This is a genomic window from Rhodococcus sp. P4_B6, assembly GCF_056402215.1.
In genome coordinates this window covers 12,364-32,828 of sequence record NZ_JBFUHV010000009.1, presented here as the reverse complement: position 1 = coordinate 32,828, position 20,465 = coordinate 12,364, and the positions used below count along the sequence as shown (strand labels likewise).

Here is a 20,465-nt window from a genome sequence, read left to right as displayed (position 1 = left end):
AATGGATGCATCACACACTGTGACGAGCACAACACGATGGAGGCAACGACATGGCACCGCAGACGTTCAAGATTGCATCGATCCCCGCCGACGGCGTCGGCAAGGAGGTCGTCGCTGCCGGACGGCGCGTGCTCGACGTCCTCGCAGAACAGTCCGGTGGGCGTTTCGCCTTCGAATGGGAAGAGTTCCCCTGGGGCTGCGGGTACTACGAGCAGACCGGGAAGATGATGGCCGACGACGGCCTCGACACCCTGAAGGCCTTCGACGCCATCTACTTCGGTGCGGTCGGCTGGGAGAACGTCCCCGATCACATCAGCCTCTGGGGGCTGCGGCTCAACATCACCCAGAACTTCGACCAGTGGGCGAACGTGCGACCGGTGAAGTTCCTCCCCGGCGTGCAGTCCCCGCTCCGCAAGGCGGACGACACCGAACTCGACTGGGTCGTCGTCCGGGAGAACAGCGAAGGCGAATACGCCGGCCTCGGCGGACGTAACCTCAGCGGCCGCGGACCGGGCAACGAGGTCGCCCTGCAGACCGCGCTGTTCACCGAGAAGGGATGCGAGCGCATCATGCGCTTCGCGTTCGACCTGGCCCGCACCCGCACGGTGAAGAAGGTCTCCAGCGTCACCAAGTCCAACGCCCAGCAGTACGGCATGGTCCTGTGGGACGACGTCTTCAAGCGCGTTTCCCTCGACTACCCGGACGTCGCGACCGAAAGCGTCCTCGTCGACGCGATGAGCGCSAAGTTCATCCTGCACCCGGAGGACCTGTCCGTGGTGGTGGCGTCGAACCTCAACGCCGACATCCTCTCCGACCTCGGCTCCGCGCTCGCGGGAAGCCTCGGGGTTGCGGCGAGCGCGAACCTCAACCCGGAGCGCCGCTTCCCCAGCATGTTCGAACCCGTCCACGGTTCCGCCCCCGACATCGCGGGCCAGGGCATCAGCAACCCGATCGGCGCGATCGCCAGCGCCGCCCTGATGCTCGACCACTTCGGCCTGCACGACGAGGCCCGCCGCGTCGAAGCCGCCATCGAGGCCGCCACCGCGAGCGGCGCACTGACCCGCGACATCGGCGGCTCGTCGGACACCGCGGCCGTCACCGAAGCGATCGTGCACGCCCTGCAGACCGCACTGACCCCTGCCTGACCGACCCACACACCGCCGGCCCGACTCGGCATGATCTGCCGGGTCGGGTCGTCACTGCTCGAACGGTCGGTAACTCTCGGCCACCCCGTCTTCATACCTGAACACTCTCACCCGAGGTGAATGTCATGGAAACACTCAGCAGCGCAGCGAGTTACCCGCCGGCGACGGTGAAGAAACCCTGGTACAGGCAACTGTACTTCTGGGTCCTGATCGCGATCGTGCTCGGCATCCTCGTCGGGTGGCTCTGGCCCGACACCGGCGAGGCGATGGAGCCGATCGGCACCACCTTCATCACGGCGATGAAGATGCTGATCTGCCCGATCGTGTTCCTGACGATCGTCGGCGGGATCGCGAGTGTCGCGGATCTGAAGAAGGTCGGGCTGACCGGAATCAAGGCGCTGACCTACTTCCAGGTCGGAACGATCCTCGCGCTGCTGACCGGACTCGTCGCGATCAACCTCTTCCGCCTCGGGGACGGGGTGAATGCCGACGCATCCGCCCTCGAAACCACCGAATCCGCCGGCAAACTCATCAAGGCCGGCGAGGAGAAGGAGTGGTGGGAGTTCATCACCCACCTGGTCCCGGACAGCGTGTTCGGACCGTTCGTCGAGGGCGACATCCTGCAGGTCATCTTCCTCGCCGTCATCTTCGGTGTGGCCATCAACGCGGTGGGACAGATCGCCGCGCCGATCCGGGACGCCGTCGAACGCCTCACCGCAGTGGTGTTCAAGGTCCTGAGTTTCATCATGAAACTCGCACCGCTCGGCGCGTTCGGCGCCATGGCCTTCGCCATCGGCAAGTACGGTGTCTCCACCCTCACCAGCCTCGGCAGCCTGATCCTGCTGTTCTACGCCACCTCCGCGTTCTTCGTCGTCGTGGTCCTCGGATCCGTCATGGCGTATTTGCGGCTCAACATCTTCCGCATGCTCGGCTTCTTCAAGGAAGAACTGCTGCTCATTCTCGGCACCTCCACCGCCGAGCCCGCGCTGCCCGGTTTGATGCGCAAACTGGAGTACGCCGGAGTCAAGAAGCCCACAGTGGGTCTCGTCGTGCCCACCGGCTACAGTTTCAACCTCGACGGCGCCGCCATCTATCTCTCCCTCGCCGCGCTGTACATCGCCCAGGCCACCAACACCGACCTGTCGATCCCTCAGCAACTCGGCCTGCTCGGGGTCATGCTGCTGACCTCGAAGGGCGCCGCAGGTGTCGCCGGCGGCGGATTCATCGCCCTGACAGCCACGTTGAGCACCCTCGGCACCATCCCCGCGGCCGGCATCATGCTCATCTTCGGCATCGACAAGTTCATGTCCGAATGCCGCGCCCTGGTGAACTTCATCGGCAACGCCGTCGCCACCCTGTTCGTCGCCAAATGGAACCACGAACTCGACGTCGACCGCGCCCGCCGCGTCTTCGCCGGCGAGGTCCTTCCCGCACCCGAGGGTGAGGTCGAGAACGACTTCGACCTGGAGGTGCTTGAACAGGAACCACGACCGGAACGCATCGACCACGAACGGCTCGATCCCGCGGCGGCGCCCGCGCACTCCGCACAGCGATAACCGCAGTCGCACTGCACACGAGAGAGGAAGGCCGATGAGGGTTCTGGTTGTCCCGGACAAATTCCAGGGCTCGCTCTCCGCGGCCGATGTCGCGGAACATCTCTCGGCCGGACTCGCCTCGGCGGGCATCACGAGCAGGCAACGTCCTCTCGGGATGCTCGCCGCCCTCGGGTTCACCTTTTCCGACACCTCGGGACGACCCTGCGGGCGTGCGGGCGAACCCTTCCCGACGTCGCGACGATCGACTCCGCCCGCGCAGCGCACCTGTCCGGAATCGAGATCAGCCACATCGGGCGCGAAATCGGCCAGACCTACTCCTGACTCGGCTCGATCCGGTCGCTCAGTCCGGCGGCGAGATGGTCGACGAGAGCGCGGATACGACGGGGCACGTGCGACGTGGCGGAGTACAGCGCGTTGATGTCGGCGGAGGGCGTGGGGAAGTCGGACAACACCTGCACGAGTGCCCCCTCACGAAGAAGCGGAGCCACGTGCCACAGGGAACGCATGATCAAGCCGTGTCCTTCCACGCACCAGCGCGTGGTGACGTCCCCGTCGTTGCACAGAAGGTTTCCGGCCACTCGAATGGCGATCTCGTCGTTCGCCGGCCCGAACCGCCACAGTGCGTAGTCGCCTTCGTTCTCACGCAACACGATGCAGTTGTGGTGTTCGAGGTCTTTGGGCTGTGTGGGCGTTCCATGCCGTTCGAGATAGCCCGGAGCGGCACACACCACGCGGCGGTTCCGGCTCAGGCGTTTGGCGGTCAACCTCGAGTCCTGCAACGACCCGACACGGATGCCGACGTCGAACGTGGTCCCGGCGATGTTGAGCGGGAGCGGCGAGAGGTCGAGTTCGATCTGCACACGAGGATGCTCGTCGAGGAACTGTCCGACCAGCGGCGCTATGTGCGCTCGGCCCAGGCCCAAAGTGGCATGCACCCGCACGCGGCCGACGAGTTCGGCGTGCTGCTCGGAGATCGATTCCTCGAGTTCGGTCACTTCTGCGGCGATGACCGCCGCCCCCGCCGCGTAGCGCTCACCCTCCGAGGTGAGCGTGAGCCGGCGAGTCGTTCGCTGGATCAACCGGACCCCTAGCCGCTTCTCGATCCGACTCAGCCTCTTACTCACCGACGAGACCGACACGCCGAACTCGCGGGCCGCTTCGGTCAGGCTCGACGACCGCGCGACGACGTCGAAGAACAGTACGTCCTCGGCCGATGCATCACTTGTCATAGGTCCATTCTTTCCCTCGAGGAAAAACTGTCTTGCGTATTCACCGCTTTTCTATCCGATTGTTGCCCAATAGGCTGTGATCAGTCCCACAGTAGTTGGCATCGCGCAGTCCGGTCACTCCGCTTTCCGCGGAATACGCCGCGTGCCAGACTTTCTCACCCCAGTAAGGAGCACACGCATCATGGGCGCAACGCATCGGATAGCAGTCATTCCCGGCGACGGAATCGGCACGGAGGTCGTCCCCGAGGGTCTGCGGGTCCTCGACGCCGCGGCGTCGGCGTTCGACTTCCAACTCGACTACGAGCAGTTCGACTACGCGAGCGCCGACTACTACACCACGACGGGCACGATGCTGCCCGACGGCTGGTTCGATCAGCTCAGCCGCTTCGACTCGATCTTCTTCGGCGCCGTCGGCTGGCCGGACGTCGTCCCCGACCACATCAGCCTGTGGGGAAGCCTGCTGCAGTTCCGCCGCCACTTCGACCAGTACGTGAGCCTGCGCCCGGTCAAACTSCTCCSCGGCATCACCAGCCCGCTSRCCGGMCGYSAACCCGGTGACGTCGACTTCTACGTCGTGCGGGAAAACACCGAGGGCGAATACTCGAGCATCGGCGGCAAGATCTTCGARGGCACCGACCGCGAAACCGTCATCCAGGAAACGGTSATGACSCGMACCGGKGTGGACCGAATCCTGAAGTACGCCTTCGAYCTCGCCCAGTCCCGGCCSAAGAARCAYCTSACCTCSGCGACGAAGAGCAACGGCATCTCSATCWCGATGCCGTACTGGGAYCAGCGCGTCGAAGCRATGGCCCAGAACTTCGCGGACGTCGCGGTGGACAAGTACCACATCGACATCCTCACCGCGAACTTCGTCCTGCACCCGGACTGGTTCGAYGTCGTCGTMGCCAGCAACCTGTTCGGKGACATCCTCTCCGACCTCGGCCCGGCCTGCACCGGCACCATCGGCGTGGCCCCSAGCGGAAACATCAACCCCGAGCGCAAGTTCCCGAGCCTGTTCGARCCGGTCCACGGRTCGGCCCCCGACATCGCGGGCAAGGGMATCGCCAACCCGATCGGGCAGATCTGGAGCGCAAGCATGATGCTCGAGCACCTCGGCGAGACCGAGGCCGCCGCCGCCGTCATGACCGCTGTCGAGGACGTCCTCGCGGTCGGCGGTAACACGCTCACACCCGACATGGGCGGCTCCGCCACCACCGTCTCGCTCGGTGAAGCGGTCACCCGGCAGTTCGAGACCAACACCAGCCTCCGACTGGTCCGTTCCTGACGCATTCCCGCCGGCCGCGCCCTGCGCACCCATCGAGCGTGACCACCTCCGCTCCCTCCACCTGCGGCTTGCGAGGCCGCCACACCCCCCGAGGGGAAAACCCATGAGCATCGAGACTCGACCAGAGATTGCTTCACCCTTCCGCCGAGCCAAGCTCGACGGCGTGCCGCTGATCATTCCCATCGCACTGACCGCCGTTGTGATGGTCGCCGGCCTGTTCAACTCCATTCCCAAGAACATGATCGGCGGTCTCGCGGTGATCGTCGGATTGGGAATGCTGCTCGGACCGTTGGGTAATCGACTTCCGATCATCTCCAAGATCGGCGGTGGCGCACTCGTCTGCCTGATGACCCCGTCCATCCTGGTCTACTTCGGGGTCTTCAACGACAACACACTCGACGCCGTGCACTCATTGATGAAAGAAGCCAACTTCCTCTATTTCGTCATCTGCACACTGGTGGTCGGCAGCATCCTGGGCATGAGCCGCAAGGTCATGATCGGCGGCCTCGTCAAGATCTTCCCGCCGCTGTTCGTCGGCACCGCCGTCGCCGTCTCGGTCGGCATCGGCGTTGCGATGCTCTTCGGCTACGACTTCCACCGCGCGCTGTTCTTCATCGTCGTCCCCATCCTCGGCGGCGGAATCGGCGAGGGAGTCATCCCGCTCTCGGCGGCGTACGCCTCGGCGATGGGCGGCGAATCGTCCACCTACATCTCGCAGCTCATCCCCGCCGCGATCATCGGCAACATCGTCGCCATCATCAGCGCCGGCGTCCTACGCCGGATCGGTGACCGCAAACCCCACCTCGACGGCGGAGGCCAGCTGGTCAAGACCGGCGACACCGACGACCTGCTCGCCCCCTCGGACGAGGCCGCCGAACGCGAATCGAGCACATCACCCAACTACGCGATGGGTGTGCTGACGATCTGCAGTCTGTTCGTCCTGGGCACCTTGCTCGAGCATTTCGTCCACCTGCCGGCACCGGTTCTCGTCATCCTCATCTCGGTGATCTGCAAGCTGTTCAACGTCTTCCCGCAGAGCGTCGAGGACAGCGCCCGGGGCGTCTACAAGATCATCTCCGGATACTTCATCTACCCCGTCATGATCGGTCTCGGGATGCTCTACGTCCCGCTGGCCGATGTCATCGATGTCGTCTCCATCGGATACGTGATCACCTGCACCGCCGTGGTGCTCTCGATGGTGCTCGTCGGGTTCTACGTGGGCAAGGCGATCGGCATGTACCCGGTCGACGCGTCCCTGGTGACCGTCTGCCACAGCGGCCTCGGCGGAACCGGCGACGTTGCGATCCTGTCTGCGTCCCAACGCATGAACCTCATGCCCTTCGCCCAGATCTCGACCCGGCTCGGCGGTGTCACCACGGTCATCTCCGCCGCCTCTCTCATCCGGATCCTCGGCTGACTCCCGACACGGCCGTGGTCGAGGTCGCCGACACCTGCGGCCAGGCCACTCTCCCGAGCGGCCGGCTCTCCCCCGCACACCGTCGGATCCACCAACCTCATCCACGTCCACCGGGTCGGCGACGACGACTTCACGACGGGATGGACGCTGCTGCCGTCTCGAGCAGGTGCGGGCGAACGGCTCCGACCGGGCCGAGCTGCTCGTAGGCCCGGGCAACGTCGAGCAGGAACAGGTCGTTGCCCGGGGCGGCGACGATCTGCACGCCGACCGGCAGACCCTCGGCGCTGAACCCGGCGGGGACGGAGATCGCGGGGCACCCCAGCACCGTCACGGTCAGCGCCGACGTCATCCAGTCGAGGTAGTCGTCGCAGCGGCGGCCGTCGACCGCCGCCGGGTACTCGAGTTCGGCGTCGAACGGCAGCACCTGGGACACGGGCATCACCAAGACGTCGTGGCGGGAGAAGAATTCGACGGCGCGAGCCTGGATCTCCGCCTGGGCCACCATGGCTTTCGCGATGTCGTCTGCGGAGAGCCGGTCCGCCTGCCGGATGTTGTCGAGCAGCGACGGCTTCAGCAGTTCGGGGGTGGCGTCGGCGCGGTCACCGAGGTCGATCTTGAACCGCCACGCCCGCAGGGTGCGGAACACCCACTCGGCGTCGGGAATCGACGGCGCGTCCTCGGCGACGACCGCACCCGCGGCGGCGAAGATCGACGACTGACGGTCGTGGATCTCGCGGACCGGCGCGTCCACCGGGAAGAGGCCGTTCAGATCCGCGGACACCGCGACACGCAGACCCTGCAGGCCGGCGACACCGTGCCGGGGCGCGAGCGCATCGGCACCGAGCGAGCTGCGGATCCGCGCGTCGGGTCCGGAGATCACCGACAGCAGCAGTTCCAGGTCGTCGACGTTGCGGGCCATCGGCCCCTGCGTCACCAGTGCGTCCCAGGGCGCGCTGTTGGGCCAGCACGGCACGCGGCCGGGCGTGGGGCGCAGTCCGACGACGTTGCAGAACGACGCCGGGTTGCGCAGCGAACCGCCCATGTCGCTGCCGTCGGCGAGCGGAATCAGTCCCGCGCCCAGTGCGGCTGCGGCGCCGCCGCTCGAGCCACCCGCGCTCCTGGTGGGGTCGTACGGGTTGGTGGTGGTCCCGAAGACGGGGTTGAACGTGTGCGATCCGGCGGCGAACTCGGGAACGTTCGTCTTGCCGACCGTGACGGCGCCGGCCGCGGTGACGCGTTCGGCGATCAGCTCACTGGTCTGGGGCACGTTGTCGACGAGCATGGGCGAACCGGCGACCGTGGGGAATCCGGTGACGTCGTGAGTGTCCTTGAATGCGAACGGAAGTCCGTGCAGCGGACCCACAGGGTCGCCGGCGGCTGTCTGCGCGTCGGCGGCGGCGGCGGTGGCGTGCGCGCGGTCCAGGTCGAGGCTGACGAGCGCGTTGACCGTCGGATTCACCTGTGCGATCCGGTCCGTGTGCAGGGCGAGTAGCTCGCGGGCCGAGATGTCCCTGCTGCGGAGTGCGGTGAGCATCTCACGCGCGGTCGAGTAGTGGTCGAGCGTCATTTCGAGGTCTCCAGGATCGGGGCGGTGGCCGGACGGTCTTCCGACGGCGCGGGGGTCGGGGGGCGGGGACGGGCGAGGCGAACCACGGTCTCGACCGCGGCGATCACCGCGAGGTTGAGGACCAGGCCGCAGATGCCCGCGTCGATGTTGGCGAGGTTGAGGTCGAACACGGTCATCACGATGACGGTGAGCATTCCCACGAGCAGACCGGCGAACACGGATTGCTTGGCGAGCAGCGGCTTCTCGGGCAGGGCGAGCGCCAGGCCGGGGGCGAGCTGGCTGAGACCGCCGAACGTGAGCAGCAGCAGATTGGCCAGCAGGTCGGGGCGGGTCAGGCCGAGCACCAGAGCCATGGTGGCGGCGGCGATCACGACGAGGTGGTTGAACCGGAGCTTCGTGCGCTCGCTCTCGATCTTCACCAGGTTGTGCGAGGCCAGGGTGGAGATGCCGATGCAGATGGCGCCGGCGGGCAGCATCGCGGCGGAGGCGGCGGCGATCGCGATCAGGCCGAGCGCCCAGTTCGGCAGCGCTCCCCCGGCCAGCGTGAGCAGGACGGCGTTGCTGCTGGTGTTCGGATTCAGTGCGAGGATCCCGACGAAACCCAGCATGATCGGGAGGATCATGACCACCTGGTACATCGGCAGAAAAGTGTTGTTGGAGCGGATCACCCGGCCGTTCTTCGCGGCGAGCAGCGGCGGCCACAGGTGCGGGGTGGTGAGGAAGCCGCAGCCGATCGCGGAGATCAGCAGGCTGGTGGTCCACCAGACCTTGTCGTAGTCGCCGGGGTTCACGGTCAGCATCTCGCTGTGGGTCTGCGCGATCTGGCCGAACACGTCGCCGATGCCACCGGCGAAGTGCAGCGGGATCACGATGGACAGCACCACGACGGCGAGCAGGATCAGGACGTCCTTGACGTAGGCGGTGCGCGCCAGGCCGTGGATGCCCGCCCACAGCACGAACCCGACGACGAGGACGGTCGCGACGATCATGCTCAGCGTGCCCGAACTCGCGCTGCCCGTGACGAGGCGGACGATGAGGCCGAGGCCGGTGATCTGCAACTGCAGGTACGGCAGCAGGAAGATGATGCCGCACAACGCGACCAGCCGGCCGAGGAGCGGGCTGCGGTAGCGGTCGGCGAAGAAGTCGGCCTGGGTGATGTACCCGCGATCCTTGCTGAGCTTCCAGATCCGCGGTCCGATGAAATACAGGGCCACGTAGCCGAGCGGGATGTACGGGATGGCGTAGGTGGCGCCGATGCCCGCGGTGAACGCGATCCCTGCGACGCCGAGGAAAGTGAACGTGGTGAACGATTCACCGGCCTGCAGGAAGAAGCTGGTCACCACACCGAAGTTCCGCTTGCCGACCGTCCACTCGCTCAGGCTCTGAGCGCGTTTCCGGTGTCCGCCGACGGCGATCACGGCGAGACCGATCATGCCTGCCAGGGTGATCCACAGTGCCGAGTTCGTCATCGGAGGCTCGCTTCCTCGAGGCGGAGGCCGTCCTCGAACGGCCGGACGAGGCCGAGCTCCACCACCGCCAGCGCGGGCAGCAGCAGGAGCACCCACGCCGAGCACCACACGAGCAGCCGGGGCATGCCCAGCCACAGATCGGCCGTGTTCACAAACGGCAGCCACACGGCGGTGACGAGTGCGAGCACCGGGGCGACCGGGACGAGCAGCAGCCAGCGGCGCTGCGGCGAATCCTCGATCGCCCCGAGAATGGCTTCTCGTTGCATGCTGTTCCTTCTTCCATCCAGGGAGTAGAGGAAGCATGCGTGGTGCGGGTCACAGCACTCAACCGCTGAGGGAGGTTCGGCGAAATCGGCCACCCACCTGTCGGAGATCGCAATCAGACGCGCCGGAGGGGCCGTCTGATGTCGAAATCCGTCACATCACCCTGCCGCTGCGCTTGACCGCCTGCACCACCATGTTGGTTTCCAGCGCCAGCGCGTCCGCCACCCACGGGGCGGTGGTGATGTAGTCGTAGAGCACCGACTCGTCGGGTGCGGCGATGTTCGCGACCACCTGGTACTCGCCGGCCGTGCCCGCGGCGTACCGCACGTAGGGCATCTCGAGCATTCCCCGCACCAGCGGTTCGATCCGGTTGCGCTGGGTCTTGATGAACAGCATCGCCTCGGCCCGCAGCCCGAACAGTGCCGGATCCACCACCACCCGGAGACTGATCGCCCCCTCGGTGAGCAGCGACTGGACGCGTCGCCGCGCCGTCGCCTCGGACACCCCCGCGGTCCGGGCGAGGGCCGTGGTGCCCACCCGCCCGTTCTGCATGAGTTCGCGGATGATGGTGCGGTCGATGGGATCCCGGGTTCCGCGTTCCAGGTCGGTGAGGAACGACGCCGGAGGCGCGACCCCGCCGATCGATTCCTTCTCGGCGGGGGTCAGCACCCCGGCCTCCCATTCACGGACCGTGCGGAAGTACCGCAGCACGGGGTCCGTCCAGCTCCGGACGACGCCCATCGTCGCGGGCAGTTCGTCCATGACGAGTTTCGGCAGGCGGTCCCGCGACACGTGGATCTCGGCCACGCAGTCGGCGGTGCCGGTGAGGATGTACACGAAGATGCAGTCACTGCGCTGGGCGAGGGCGCTCGCCGCCACCCGCACCGTTCCCGGGGAGCACTGGAGACGGACGATCGCGGTGCCGCCGCTGTTCGCGACGGCGGTGACGGCCACTCGGCCGGACTCGAGGAGCGCGATGCCGTGCCGGGTCACGTTCCGCTCGGGTTCGCCGAGCGCCTGGGCGATCCGACTCCACGAGCACCGCCCGTCGACCTGGAGGGCGGCGACGATCCGCTGATCGAGCGAGAACCTGCGTTCGGTCATTGCAGAAGCCTGCCCTCCATGCCACGTGTGCATGCGATGTTAGGCCAGTCGTTGACGTCGAGAACTCCGATCCGGTCGCGGACCGAATCGCACCCGCGCATGAAGGATCGAAACCGCTGGACTGCAGGGCAATACGCCCCGGTCTCGGACCGCCGGCCGAGAAGGTGAGCCGCCAAAGGTTAGGCTAACCGTATATGGTCGGGGTGTGACGGTACGCATCGCGACGCGCGCCGCAGTTGTCCACTACGAAAGGTGATCGCACATGCAGTCGACGGCCGTTGCCGGGTCCGCAGAGACTTCGGCGGACCTTCCGCCGGGCGCGCCGTTCGTCCTCTCCCGCCCGCACGGCACCGTGATCGCGGACGGCACCCGCACCGGTTTCGACTCCGCCCGCGACGCCGCCGCCGCCCTGAAGAGCGGCACCGTGACCTCGGTGGCCGGGGCACTCGCCTTCGACCCGTCCCACCCCGCCGCGCTGGTCGCGCCGCAGACGCTGCGTCATCACCCGGGAAGCTGGGCTCCTCGCCTGCAGACGATTCCGCACGTGCGCGCCGGAACGTCGGTCCCCCCGGAGGACGACCACCTCGCCCGCGTCGCCGCCGCGATCCACGTGCTGCGCGAACCCGAGGCCGCACTGCACAAGGTGGTGCTCGCCCGATCGGTCGTCCTGCACGCCGAAGAACCGTTGCACCCGCACACGCTGCTCGCCCGGCTCGTCGCGAACGACCTCGGCGGCAACGGCTTCAGCGTCGACCTGGGCTCCGCGGGCACCGGATGGTCGGGACGGCACCTCGTCGGCTCGAGCCCGGAGGTACTCATCCGCCGCCGCGGCGACACCGTGACCTGCCATCCTCTCGCCGGCTCGGCTCCCCGGCACGCCGACCCCGAGATCGACCGGCAGACAGCGGAGAACCTCGCCTCCTCGGAGAAGAACCTGCGTGAACACGCCCTCGTCGTCGACGCGCTGCGCGCGAGCCTCGAACCGTTCTGCACCGAACTCGACATCCCCGACCGGCCCACCCTCACCAGCACACCCCAACTGTGGCACCTCGGCACACCCGTGGCGGGACGGCTGCGGGACCGCTCGGTGACCGCGCTGGACCTGGCCGTCGCCGTGCACCCGACACCGGCGGTGTGCGGCACCCCCACCGACGCCGCGCGTACGCTGATCGGCGAACTCGAGGGCGACCGCGGCTTCTACGCCGGCGCCGTGGGCTGGGCCGACGCCGACGGTGACGGCGAATGGATGGTCACCATCCGGTGCGCGCAGATCGACGCCGACGGCACCACCGTCACGGCGTACGCGGGCGGGGGCATCGTCGCCGCGTCCGAACCGGACGACGAACTCGCCGAGACCACAACCAAACTGGGCACCGTCCTCGCGGCACTGGGACTTCCCCGATGAGCGGCACGACACTGGTCGTCGGGGCGGCGCAGGGCATCGGGCGGGCCACCGCCGTCACCCTGTCGCGGTCCGGTCACCGCCTGGTACTGCTCGATCGGGACGCCGACGGCCTCGCCGCCACCGCCGCACTGCTCGACGCCCCTCCGCTCGGCACCGCCGTCACCGACATCCGCGACACCGCCGGGGTCACGGACACGGTTCGCCGGATCGAGGACGAGCACGGTCCCGTCACCGCCCTCGCGCACGTGGCCGGGGTACTCGAAACCGGGTCGGTGCTCGACGCCGATCCCGCGAGCTGGCAGCGCGTGTTCGACGTCAACGTCACCGGCCTCGTCAACGTGTTGCGGGCCGTCGGCACCGGAATGCGGGACCGCTCAGCCGGTTCCATCGTCGTGGTCGGCTCCAACGCCGCGGGCGTCCCCCGCACCGGGATGGGCGCGTACGGCGCGTCCAAGGCCGCCGTCGCGATGATCGTCCGGGTACTCGGCCTCGAGCTGGCCGAATACGGGATCCGCGCCAACATCGTCGCCCCCGGCTCGACGGACACCGCGATGCAGCGGTCACTGTGGTCGGACCCCGACGACGACACCGGGGCGCGCGGCGCGATCGACGGCGACCTGGGCTCGTTCAAGGTCGGCATCCCGCTGGGTCGCATCGCCGACGCCGCCGACATCGCCGACTCCGTCGAGTTCCTCCTGTCGGATCGCGCGCGGCATATCACCATGCAGGCGCTCTACGTCGACGGCGGCGCTACCCTCCAAGCCTGACCGCCCCGAACAGCCGTGCCCGTGAAAGGACTTTCGATGACCACGAGCGTTCGCGCTCCCCTGGAGACCACCACCGGCTATCCCGCCGAACTCGTCGCACGGTACCGTGCCGCCGGGTACTGGACGGACGAGACGTTCCAGCAGTTCCTGGGCGCCCGCGCCGAGCGATTCGGGGACGCGATCGCCGTGACCGGACCGGACGCGTCCGGGACCGACCGCGCCCTCACCTACCGGGAACTGTCCGACCGCGCCGACCGGCTCGCCGCCGGGCTGCAGTCGTCGGGGGTGCAGCCCGGCGATCGGGTGGTGGTGCAACTGCCGAACATCGTCGAGTACGTCGAGGTGATCTTCGCGGTCTTCCGGCTCGGCGCCCTGCCGGTGTTCGCGTTGCCCGCGCACCGCTCCCAGGAGATCTCCTACTTCTGCAGTTTCGCCGACGCCGCGGCCTACGTCGTCACCGACACGCACGCCGGTTTCGACTATCGCACGCTCGCCCGCGACGTGGTGGCGTCGGCGGAGAACCCGCCGACAGTCTTCGTGGCCGGGGACGCGGAGGAGTTCACCTCCCTCGACGAACTGCGCACGGCGGACCCGATCTCGGACGAGCCGGCGGCAGGTCCGGAATCCGTGGCATTCCTGCAGCTCTCCGGCGGAACGACCGGGGTGTCGAAGCTGATCCCGCGCACCCACACCGACTACCTGTACTCGGTGCGTGAGTCGGACCGCATCTGCGGCATCGACGAGAACACCCGCCTGCTGGTCGTTCTCCCTGCGGCGCACAACTTCCCGATGAGCTCCCCCGGCATCCTCGGCGTGCTGCACGCCGGTGGCCGCGTGGTGCTCGCACCGGATCCGAGTCCCGACACCGCGTTCGCGCTCATCGAGCGGGAGGGCGTCACGATCGCGTCGCTGGTGCCGCCGCTCGCGTTGGCGTGGCTGTCCGCCGCCGCCCGCACGGAACGGGACATCTCGAGTCTCGAGGTGCTGCAGGTCGGTGGCGCGAAGTTCAGCGCCGAGGCCGCCAAGCGGGTGCGGCCCGAACTCGCGTGCACGCTGCAGCAGGTCTTCGGGATGGCCGAGGGACTGGTCAACTACACCCGGCTCGACGACCCGGAAGACACGATCGTCACCACCCAGGGCCGGCCGATCAGCCCCGACGACGAGGTGCGGGTCGTCGACGACCACGGCGAACCCGTCCCGAGCGGCACGTCCGGTCATCTGCTCACCCGCGGCCCCTACACCATCCGCGGGTACTACCGGGCCCCCGAACACAATTCGACGGCGTTCACCGAGGACGGCTTCTACCGCACCGGCGACATCGTCCGCCTCACCGACGACGGCTATCTCGTCGTCGAGGGCCGCGCGAAGGACCAGATCAACCGCGGCGGCGAGAAGGTGGCCGCGGAAGAGGTCGAGAACCATCTGCTCGTGCACCCCGCCGTCGCCGACGTCGCGGTCGTGTCGATGCCCGACCAGTACCTCGGCGAACGCAGTTGCGCGTTCGTCGTCGTCCAGGGCGAGCAGCCGAAGGCCGTGGAACTCAAGAAGTTCGTCCGCGGCCGCGGACTCGCCGACTACAAGGTGCCCGACAAGGTGGTGTTCGTCGACGAGTTCCCGGTCACCGGTATCGGCAAGATCAGCAAGTCGGAACTGCGCCGGGCACTGGAGAAGACGTTCGTCACGTCGTGACCCGGCCGGCTACCGGGACAGTCTCCCCAGCAGCGCGGACGCGACGGCGATCCCGAGCACCGCGGCTGCCACGAGCACCCCGAAATCGAGCCAGTAGTTGGTCGGCTGGCCGATGAGCAGCCCCCTGAGCGCGGACACCTCGTAGCTCAGCGGGTTGACCCGGCTGATCGCCTGGACCCATCCCGGCATGAGTTCCACCGGATACAGCGCGTTCGACGCGAAGAACAGCGGCATGGTGATCGCCTGCCCGATCCCCATCAGCCGGTCACGTTTGAGCACCACCCCCGCGATCGCCACCGACAGGCACGAGAAGAACGCCGCTCCCAGCACCACCACCACGACGACGCCCAGGAGGCGCAGCGGGTTCCACGTCATCGCGACGCCGAGCAGCGCCGCCACGACCACCACGACCACGGCCTGGGCCACCGCGCGGACACCGGCCGCGAACGCCTTGCCCGTCACGAGAGCCGCACGCGGAGTGGGTGTCACGAGCAATTTGGTGAGGACACCGGCGTCGCGTTCCCAGATGATCTGGATGCCGTAGAAGATCGCGACGAACAGCGCCGACTGCGCGATGATGCCCGGCGCCAGGTAGTCCAGATAGGGGACGTCGCCGGTCGGGATCGCACGGATGCGGCTGAACGTCTCCCCGAAGATGACGAGCCACAGGATCGGCTGGATCGCACGGGTCACCAACTCCGTTCGGTCGTGACGGAGTTTCTGCAACTCGACCAGACAGAACGTGGCGATCCGCGAGATCAGCCGGAGCACACCGCGGGTCGGCGGTTCACCCCAGACGACGCGCGGTGCGGCGGGCGCTACGGACATCCCGGAGCCCTCCCTTCTCGTCGGCGGTGAGACTGTCACCGGTGTAGTGGCGGAAGACGTCGTCGAGCGTCGCGTCCGGCCCGAGTGCGGCGACGAGTCCGGCCGGCGAACCGACCGCGCGCAGTTCGCCCCGGTGCATCAGCGCGATCCGATCACACAGCGCCTCGGCCTCTTCCATGTAGTGGGTGGTGAGCAGCACCGTCATCCCGTACTGCTTCTGCATCTCGGTGACGCGGGTCCACACCGAATCCCGCGCGACCGGATCGAGCCCGACCGTCGGTTCGTCGAGCACCAGCAGCGACGGCCGGTTGACCAGCGCCTGCGCGAGTTCGAGGCGCCGGACCATGCCGCCGGAGAAACTCGACGCCACCCGATCGGCGACGTCGGCGAGATCCACCATCTCCAGCACCTCGTTCACCCGGCCGCGGCGTTCGGACCGCGGGACGTCGTAGAGGCGGGCGAACCAGGACACGTTCTCCCGGGCGGTGAGCGCGCCTTCGATCGACAACTGCTGCGGCACGTACCCCAGCAGCCGTCGAACGGACATCGCCTGAGAGCGCACGTCGTATCCGAAGATGCCGACGTCACCGTCCTGCAGCGGAAGAAGCGTGTTGAGCAGCCGGATCGTCGTGGTCTTCCCCGCGCCGTTCGGGCCGAGAAGGCCGAAACACTCGCCCGCCTCGATCACGAGGCTCAGGTCGTTCACCGCGGTGTAGTCGCCGAACCGGTAGGTCACATGCGACAGTTCCAGCGCGTTGCGGGACGGCCGCGCTCGTGCGGCGGCCTTCTCCCTGCGAAATATCATCGGGCGACCTCCTGATCGCTGTCCTCGGCGCGATCCGGATGGAGCGCTCCGGCGAGGCGGATGAGGGCGGGAATGGCGGATTCGATGGCCGCCCTGTCCTCGGCGCTCAGTCCGTCGAATGCGGCCGCGACCTCGAGATTGCGGCGGTCGCGCCAGCGCTCGACCTGCGACCGCGCCGCGCCGGTGAGCGCCAGGCGGGCGACGCGGCGGTCGGACTCGTCCCGCACCCGTTCGATCAGCCCGGCGTCCGTGAGTTGCCGCACGAGGGTGGAGACGGTGTTCGCCGCGAGACCCAGTGCCGCCGCGGCCTCCGCGACGGAGGTCCCGGGCCTGCGGCGGAGCAGTCGCACCAACTCCACCTGCGACCCGGTCAGCGGCGTCTCCGGCCACGGCCGGCCGACGCGTCGGCGGGTGTGCCTGCGCAACAATCCGATTGCGGCGAAGAGTTGCTCGGCAGGCGCCAACCCGGAGTGGTCGGGAGCCTCGTTCTGTGCCATACCCACAATATAGCTCTGTTTCAGAGGTATTACGAGGGCGGCTACGCTCGGGCCTGCAACCGTGTAACCGAGGGTGACGAGGAGACGTCCGTATGTGCCTGGTTCTGTTCGCCTGGCATACCCGCCCCGATCTCCCCCTCGTCGTCGCGGCCAACCGCGACGAGTTCTACGCCCGCCCCACCGAACCGCTGCACCGATGGGAGGACGGCTTCGTCGCGGGCCGCGATCTGCTCGCAGGCGGAACGTGGATGGGCATCTCCGACGCCCTGCGGTTCGCGGCCGTCACCAACGTCCGCGACGGCGCCCCCGCGACCGGGGCCCGGTCCCGCGGAGACCTGCCCGTCGACTACCTCCGCGGCCTGCTCTCACCCGCCGACCACGCCGAACAGGTGGCCGCGACCGGCGCCGAGTACGGCAGCTTCAACCTGCTCGTCGGCGACGCCGCAGAACTGTGGTGGGTCACCAACCGGCCCCACGGTCGCATCCAGCGCGTCGAACCCGGCGTCCACGGCCTGTCCAACGCCGAACTCGACACCCCGTGGCCGAAGGTGACGGGCGGCAAACAGGCGTTCGCCGCCGCGCTCGCCGCGGACGACGGCAGCCCCGACACAGATCCGGGGGCGTACTTCGACGTGCTCGCCGACAGCGACCCGGCACCGTGGGACGCGCTGCCCGACACGGGCGTCGCACCCGAACTCGAACGCGCCCTGTCGTCCCGGTTCATCCGCCACGGCGAGTACGGGACGCGGGCGTCGACCCTGCTGCGGGTCCGGGCGGACGGCACCTACGACATCACCGAGCGACGCTTCGACGAGAACGGCCCCCTCCCCACGTGAGTGGCAAAGTGTGCTCCCGCACGCTTTGCCACTCACCTCAGAGGGAGGACCGGATGACCCCCGCCGTCTGATCGAGCGCGATCCGGCTCGGCGACTTCGGCATTCCGCGCAACCCGAACCCGTCACCGGCAGTCCGCGGAACGACGTGCAGGTGGACGTGGAAGACCTCCTGGCCGGCGGCGATCCCGTCGGCCAGGAACAGGTTGACGCCCTGAGCCCGCATCGGCCCGTGCCGCAGCGCGGTCGCGAGACGCTGCCCCACCGCGAACACCGCCGCGCCGTCGCCCGGGTCGAGGTCGGCGAGCCCGCTCGCATGCCGCTTCGGGACCACCAGCAGATGTCCGGACGTCCACGGCCGGATGTCCATGAACGCCATCACGTTCTCGTCCTCGTACACGACGCTGGCATCGGAACGGCCGGACACGATCTCGCAGAAAATGCAGTTCACGTAGGCACCTCCGGTGCTTGTGCGCCTTTTTGGTAGTCCCAGCAACCAGAAAGGCGCACGGGCGGCGGAGCCGCCTACAGGATCGGGGACGGCTGGTAGGCGGCCGCCTCGGGGTTGGCGTCGACGAGCTTCTGCACCTGCGCCACGACCGTGGCGACCTGCGCCTCTGCGGCACCGATGAACGCCTTCTTGTCGGCGAGAGCCTGGTCGAGGGCGGCCCGGTCGAGGGGCAGGCGGTCGTCGGCGGCGAGCCGGTCGAGGAGGTCGGGCTCCTTGCCCTGCTCACGCATCGCCAGCGCGACGGCGACGGCGTGTTCCTTGATGACCTCGTGCGCGGTCTCCCGGCCCACTCCGGCCCGCACCAGCGCCATCAGGACCTTGGTGGTGGCGAGGAACGGCAGGTACCGGGTGAGTTCCTTCTCGATGACGGCGGGGTAGGCGCCGAATTCGGCGAGCACCGTCAGGAACGTCTCGATGAGTCCGTCGATCGCGAAGAACGCGTCCGGCAGCGCGACGCGGCGCACCACCGAGCAGAACACGTCACCCTCGTTCCACTGCGCGCCCGCCAGTTCGGCGGCCATCGACGCGTATCCGCGGAGCACGACCTGCAGTCCGTTGACGCGCTCGCAGGAGCGGGTGTTCATCTTGTGCGGCATCGCCGACGACCCGACCTGCCCGGGCTGGAAGCCCTCGGTGACCAGTTCGTGGCCCGCCATCAGGCGGATGGTGTGCGCGAACGACGACGGCCCCGCCGCCACCTGCACCAGCGCGGACAGCACGTCGTGGTCCAGCGACCGCGGGTACACCTGGCCGACGCTCGTGAACACGTGGGAGAAGCCGAGATGCTCGGCGACCTTCTGCTCCAGCGCCTCCAGCTTGGACGAGTCACCGTCGAGGAGGTCGAGCATGTCCTGCGCGGTGCCCATGGGGCCCTTGATGCCGCGCAGCGGGTAGCGGTCGATCAGCTCACGCAGCCGGGTGAGCGCGACGAGCAGTTCGTCGGCGGCGGACGCGAACCGCTTGCCCAGGGTGGTGGCCTGCGCCGCGACGTTGTGCGAGCGGCCTGCCATGACGAGGCTGCTGTACTCGGCGGCCCGCTCGGCCAGCCGGGCCGCGACCGCGACACCGTGTGCGTGGACGTGCTCGAGCGACCGCAGGATCTGCAACTGCTCGACGTTCTCGGTGAGGTCGCGGCTGGTCAGCCCCTTGTGGACCTGCTCGTGGCCGGCGAGGGCGTTGAACTCCTCGATGCGGGCCTTCACGTCGTGGCGGGTGACGCGCTCGCGGTCGGCGATGGAGTCGAGGTCCACCTGCTCGAGCACGCGTTCGTAGTCGGCGAGCGCCTCGGCCGGCACGTCGATCCCGAGTTCCGCCTGAGCCCGCAGCACGGCGAGCCACAGCTGACGCTCGAGGACGATCTTGTGCTCGGGCGACCACAACTCGACGAGTTCGGGGCTGGCGTAACGGTTGGCAAGGACGTTCGGGATGCGGCTCACGAGTCCTCAGTTTACGGCGGCGCTACAGCTCGACGTGGTCCGGCCGGTCGAGGGCGGGCGCGACGACGTCGACGACGTCGAGCAGCATCGCCCGGGCGAGGGCCCGCAGGTCGGGGTCGTGCTCGCCGAGCGCGGTGACCACGGCTCCGTCGACGACGGCGACGAGCCGCCGGAGTTGCTCCTGCCGGACGTCGCGGTCGGAGCGCCGCAGCGCCTCGGTCAGGACGTCGTCCAGTTGCGCGCGCAACCGCAACTGGACTTCGCGCAGTTCGGGGCGGCGCGCGCAGGCCGTGAACCGCTCGTACCGGGAGATCAGCCTCTCGCGGCAGTCCTCACTGATCAGGGCCGGTCCGACGAGCAGGTCGAGGAGGAGGTCGACGGTGGACTCGCGGCCGCGGCGCCGGTGCGTCACGTCCTCGACGCGGCCGCGCATGACCGCGAGGTCGCGGTTGCCGTTGCATTCGACTGCCTTCGCGATCAGGTCGTCCAGCGACTCGAAGTAGTAGGTGGTCGACGCGAGCGGAAGGTCGGCGCGGGTGGCCACCGAGCGGTGCCGGACCGCGTCGAATCCACCCTCGAGGAGCAGATCGGCGGCAGCCTCGACCAGCGCCTGTCGGCGCCGTTCGCCCTTCGGAGTTGCCGCGGATGACACCAATTC

Annotated in this window: 19 protein-coding genes; 8 read left to right on the top strand and 11 right to left on the bottom strand. The window is 68.2% G+C overall.

Going from position 1 to position 20,465, the window contains the following annotated elements:
- Window positions 1-50 precede the first annotated feature (50 nt).
- Together AC1DWT_RS06245 and dctA are read left to right on the top strand one after the other, a co-directional pair.
- The gene (locus tag AC1DWT_RS06245) at window positions 51-1,145 is read left to right on the top strand and encodes a tartrate dehydrogenase (RefSeq protein ID WP_072942967.1); all 1,095 of its coding nucleotides are present in this window, start codon (window positions 51-53) and stop codon (window positions 1,143-1,145) included.
- A 125-nt stretch (window positions 1,146-1,270) separates the two neighbouring features.
- A complete protein-coding gene (dctA, locus tag AC1DWT_RS06240) occupies window positions 1,271-2,701 on the top strand; it encodes a C4-dicarboxylate transporter DctA (protein WP_095863289.1) in 1,431 nt (476 codons plus the stop codon).
- 311 nt (window positions 2,702-3,012) lie between these two features.
- Here the strand turns inward: dctA and AC1DWT_RS06235 are convergent, their stop codons facing one another.
- Window positions 3,013-3,930, bottom strand: a complete 918-nt coding sequence (locus AC1DWT_RS06235; protein WP_072942964.1) for a LysR family transcriptional regulator — start codon at window positions 3,928-3,930, stop codon at window positions 3,013-3,015.
- A gap of 181 nt (window positions 3,931-4,111) precedes the next feature.
- On the opposite strand from AC1DWT_RS06235, the gene AC1DWT_RS06230 reads away from it, so the two are divergent.
- The gene (locus AC1DWT_RS06230) at window positions 4,112-5,215 is read left to right on the top strand and encodes a tartrate dehydrogenase (protein WP_477920035.1); all 1,104 of its coding nucleotides are present in this window, start codon (window positions 4,112-4,114) and stop codon (window positions 5,213-5,215) included.
- A gap of 103 nt (window positions 5,216-5,318) precedes the next feature.
- Window positions 5,319-6,632: a 2-hydroxycarboxylate transporter family protein gene (locus AC1DWT_RS06225; RefSeq protein ID WP_206014763.1), complete on the top strand. Its 1,314-nt coding sequence runs from the start codon at window positions 5,319-5,321 to the stop codon at window positions 6,630-6,632.
- A gap of 130 nt (window positions 6,633-6,762) precedes the next feature.
- Here AC1DWT_RS06225 and AC1DWT_RS06220 read toward each other — a convergent pair whose 3' ends face one another.
- The 4 genes from AC1DWT_RS06220 to AC1DWT_RS06205 all read right to left on the bottom strand — a co-directional run bounded on the left by AC1DWT_RS06220 (window position 6,763) and on the right by AC1DWT_RS06205 (window position 11,036).
- A complete protein-coding gene (locus AC1DWT_RS06220) occupies window positions 6,763-8,199 on the bottom strand; it encodes an amidase family protein (protein ID WP_095863286.1) in 1,437 nt (478 codons plus the stop codon).
- Window positions 8,196-9,668, bottom strand: coding sequence for a sodium:solute symporter family protein (locus AC1DWT_RS06215; protein WP_095863285.1), 1,473 nt, complete (start codon window positions 9,666-9,668; stop codon window positions 8,196-8,198). Before AC1DWT_RS06215 ends, AC1DWT_RS06220 begins: the two co-directional genes overlap by 4 nt.
- Window positions 9,665-9,934: a hypothetical protein gene (locus tag AC1DWT_RS06210; RefSeq protein WP_095863284.1), complete on the bottom strand. Its 270-nt coding sequence runs from the start codon at window positions 9,932-9,934 to the stop codon at window positions 9,665-9,667. Before AC1DWT_RS06210 ends, AC1DWT_RS06215 begins: the two co-directional genes overlap by 4 nt.
- A gap of 151 nt (window positions 9,935-10,085) precedes the next feature.
- Entirely contained in the window at window positions 10,086-11,036 is a 951-nt protein-coding gene (locus AC1DWT_RS06205; protein ID WP_072942954.1) for an Lrp/AsnC family transcriptional regulator, read from the bottom strand.
- A 262-nt stretch (window positions 11,037-11,298) separates the two neighbouring features.
- Between AC1DWT_RS06205 and AC1DWT_RS06200 the strand changes: the two genes are divergently transcribed.
- From AC1DWT_RS06200 to AC1DWT_RS06190, 3 genes are read left to right on the top strand one after another with little or no spacing between them, the layout of a single operon-like run.
- The gene (locus AC1DWT_RS06200) at window positions 11,299-12,441 is read left to right on the top strand and encodes an isochorismate synthase (protein ID WP_477920034.1); all 1,143 of its coding nucleotides are present in this window, start codon (window positions 11,299-11,301) and stop codon (window positions 12,439-12,441) included.
- The gene (locus AC1DWT_RS06195; RefSeq protein ID WP_095863282.1) at window positions 12,438-13,208 is read left to right on the top strand and encodes an SDR family oxidoreductase; all 771 of its coding nucleotides are present in this window, start codon (window positions 12,438-12,440) and stop codon (window positions 13,206-13,208) included. Before AC1DWT_RS06200 ends, AC1DWT_RS06195 begins: the two co-directional genes overlap by 4 nt.
- Before the next feature lie 36 nt (window positions 13,209-13,244).
- Complete coding sequence (locus AC1DWT_RS06190) at window positions 13,245-14,897, top strand: (2,3-dihydroxybenzoyl)adenylate synthase (RefSeq protein ID WP_095863281.1); 1,653 nt, start codon at window positions 13,245-13,247, stop codon at window positions 14,895-14,897.
- 9 nt (window positions 14,898-14,906) lie between these two features.
- Here the strand turns inward: AC1DWT_RS06190 and AC1DWT_RS06185 are convergent, their stop codons facing one another.
- Genes AC1DWT_RS06185 through AC1DWT_RS06175 form a run of 3 tightly spaced genes read right to left on the bottom strand, consistent with a single transcriptional unit; the run spans window position 14,907 to window position 17,027 of the window.
- Window positions 14,907-15,725: an ABC transporter permease gene (locus AC1DWT_RS06185; RefSeq protein WP_072942946.1), complete on the bottom strand. Its 819-nt coding sequence runs from the start codon at window positions 15,723-15,725 to the stop codon at window positions 14,907-14,909.
- A complete protein-coding gene (locus AC1DWT_RS06180) occupies window positions 15,685-16,530 on the bottom strand; it encodes an ABC transporter ATP-binding protein (RefSeq protein WP_095863280.1) in 846 nt (281 codons plus the stop codon). The genes AC1DWT_RS06185 and AC1DWT_RS06180 overlap by 41 nt, the downstream gene beginning before the upstream one ends.
- Window positions 16,527-17,027: a MarR family winged helix-turn-helix transcriptional regulator gene (locus AC1DWT_RS06175; RefSeq protein ID WP_072942942.1), complete on the bottom strand. Its 501-nt coding sequence runs from the start codon at window positions 17,025-17,027 to the stop codon at window positions 16,527-16,529. Before AC1DWT_RS06175 ends, AC1DWT_RS06180 begins: the two co-directional genes overlap by 4 nt.
- 92 nt (window positions 17,028-17,119) lie before the next feature.
- Here AC1DWT_RS06175 and AC1DWT_RS06170 point away from each other — a divergent pair, with 92 nt between their 5' ends.
- Window positions 17,120-17,863 carry an NRDE family protein gene (locus AC1DWT_RS06170; RefSeq protein WP_095863279.1) on the top strand — a complete coding sequence of 248 codons (744 nt, stop codon included), beginning with the start codon at window positions 17,120-17,122 and terminating at the stop codon, window positions 17,861-17,863.
- 37 nt (window positions 17,864-17,900) lie between these two features.
- On the opposite strand, the gene AC1DWT_RS06165 is transcribed toward AC1DWT_RS06170, so the two are convergent.
- The 3 genes from AC1DWT_RS06165 to AC1DWT_RS06155 form a co-directional block, all read right to left on the bottom strand.
- The gene (locus AC1DWT_RS06165) at window positions 17,901-18,311 is read right to left on the bottom strand and encodes an HIT family protein (RefSeq protein WP_095863278.1); all 411 of its coding nucleotides are present in this window, start codon (window positions 18,309-18,311) and stop codon (window positions 17,901-17,903) included.
- Between the two features lie 74 nt (window positions 18,312-18,385).
- A complete protein-coding gene (gene purB, locus AC1DWT_RS06160) occupies window positions 18,386-19,807 on the bottom strand; it encodes an adenylosuccinate lyase (protein ID WP_072942936.1) in 1,422 nt (473 codons plus the stop codon).
- 22 nt (window positions 19,808-19,829) lie between these two features.
- Window positions 19,830-20,459, bottom strand: coding sequence for a TetR/AcrR family transcriptional regulator (locus tag AC1DWT_RS06155; protein ID WP_015888636.1), 630 nt, complete (start codon window positions 20,457-20,459; stop codon window positions 19,830-19,832).
- Window positions 20,460-20,465: the final 6 nt, after the last annotated feature.

Coding starts and splice junctions, on each gene's coding strand:
- AC1DWT_RS06200 (WP_477920034.1), top strand. CDS start 11,299: ATGCAGTCGACGGCCGTTGCCGGGTCCGCAGAGACTTCGGCGGACCTT.
- dctA (WP_095863289.1), top strand. CDS start 1,271: ATGGAAACACTCAGCAGCGCAGCGAGTTACCCGCCGGCGACGGTGAAG.
- AC1DWT_RS06205 (WP_072942954.1), bottom strand. CDS start 11,036: ATGACCGAACGCAGGTTCTCGCTCGATCAGCGGATCGTCGCCGCCCTC.
- AC1DWT_RS06190 (WP_095863281.1), top strand. CDS start 13,245: ATGACCACGAGCGTTCGCGCTCCCCTGGAGACCACCACCGGCTATCCC.
- AC1DWT_RS06210 (WP_095863284.1), bottom strand. CDS start 9,934: ATGCAACGAGAAGCCATTCTCGGGGCGATCGAGGATTCGCCGCAGCGC.
- AC1DWT_RS06180 (WP_095863280.1), bottom strand. CDS start 16,530: ATGATATTTCGCAGGGAGAAGGCCGCCGCACGAGCGCGGCCGTCCCGC.
- AC1DWT_RS06185 (WP_072942946.1), bottom strand. CDS start 15,725: ATGTCCGTAGCGCCCGCCGCACCGCGCGTCGTCTGGGGTGAACCGCCG.
- AC1DWT_RS06235 (WP_072942964.1), bottom strand. CDS start 3,930: ATGACAAGTGATGCATCGGCCGAGGACGTACTGTTCTTCGACGTCGTC.
- AC1DWT_RS06195 (WP_095863282.1), top strand. CDS start 12,438: ATGAGCGGCACGACACTGGTCGTCGGGGCGGCGCAGGGCATCGGGCGG.
- AC1DWT_RS06225 (WP_206014763.1), top strand. CDS start 5,319: ATGAGCATCGAGACTCGACCAGAGATTGCTTCACCCTTCCGCCGAGCC.
- AC1DWT_RS06170 (WP_095863279.1), top strand. CDS start 17,120: ATGTGCCTGGTTCTGTTCGCCTGGCATACCCGCCCCGATCTCCCCCTC.
- AC1DWT_RS06175 (WP_072942942.1), bottom strand. CDS start 17,027: ATGGCACAGAACGAGGCTCCCGACCACTCCGGGTTGGCGCCTGCCGAG.
- AC1DWT_RS06220 (WP_095863286.1), bottom strand. CDS start 8,199: ATGACGCTCGACCACTACTCGACCGCGCGTGAGATGCTCACCGCACTC.
- AC1DWT_RS06215 (WP_095863285.1), bottom strand. CDS start 9,668: ATGACGAACTCGGCACTGTGGATCACCCTGGCAGGCATGATCGGTCTC.